Annotated in this window: 2 tRNA genes and 2 rRNA genes; all 4 read left to right on the top strand. The window is 49.2% G+C overall.

Annotated features, from left to right (window positions below):
• Positions 1-88: ribosomal RNA gene (locus U9J41_RS29255) — 16S ribosomal RNA — on the top strand; the annotation flags it as partial.
• Between the two features lie 83 nt (positions 89-171).
• Positions 172-248: transfer RNA gene (locus tag U9J41_RS29250), tRNA-Ile, on the top strand.
• Positions 249-347: 99 nt separating this feature from the next.
• A tRNA-Ala gene (locus U9J41_RS29245) sits at positions 348-423 on the top strand.
• A gap of 220 nt (positions 424-643) precedes the next feature.
• Positions 644-752 (top strand): 23S ribosomal RNA (locus tag U9J41_RS29240); the annotation flags it as partial.

Here is a 752-nt window from a genome sequence, read left to right as displayed (position 1 = left end):
GAGGGCGCTTACCACGGTAGGATTCGTGACTGGGGTGAAGTCGTAACAAGGTAGCCGTATCGGAAGGTGCGGCTGGATCACCTCCTTTCTAGAGTGGCACTGCGAGCGAGAGCTCGGTCATCAAGCGCCCACGCTTATCGGCTGTTATAAAGTTAAACGAGAAGAGTTTTCGGGGCTGTAGCTCAGCTGGTTAGAGCACCGTGTTGATAACGCGGGGGTCGTTGGTTCGAGTCCAACCAGCCCTACCAGGGCTATCAAACGAAAGTAAAAACCTACTTTCGTTTGGAACTGCGTTAGCTAAAAATGCCCGGCGAAGCCGGATCATTTTTAGATGGCAAAAGCCACACGGGGGATTAGCTCAGCTGGGAGAGCACCTGCTTTGCAAGCAGGGGGTCGTCGGTTCGATCCCGTCATCCTCCACCAACTCTTGTTCACTGCATTTATGTAAGGCGCAAAGCTTTAGATAAGTGTAGTTCTCGTTCTTTAACAATCTGGAAGAAGTAAAGTTTTCTTTAAGCGTTCAACGCATCGAAAGATGTATTGGACACTTAGGGTAGTAATCTGTATGTATCAACAAACAAAGTAAGCTGAACTCTTGTCGATATGACGTTCCCTGATACTCATGCAGGGGCCAACGTTATAGGGACAAGTGAATAAGTGCACATGGTGGATGCCTTGGCGATTACAGGCGATGAAGGACGTAGTAGCTTGCGATAAGCTGCGGGGAGTGAGCAAACACACTTTGATCCGCA

This window comes from Massilia luteola, from assembly GCF_034420155.1.
GTDB lineage: Bacteria > Pseudomonadota > Gammaproteobacteria > Burkholderiales > Burkholderiaceae_D > Telluria > Telluria luteola.
The sequence above is the reverse complement of the archived record's forward strand: the minus strand, read 5'-3'. Positions and strand labels throughout refer to the sequence as shown.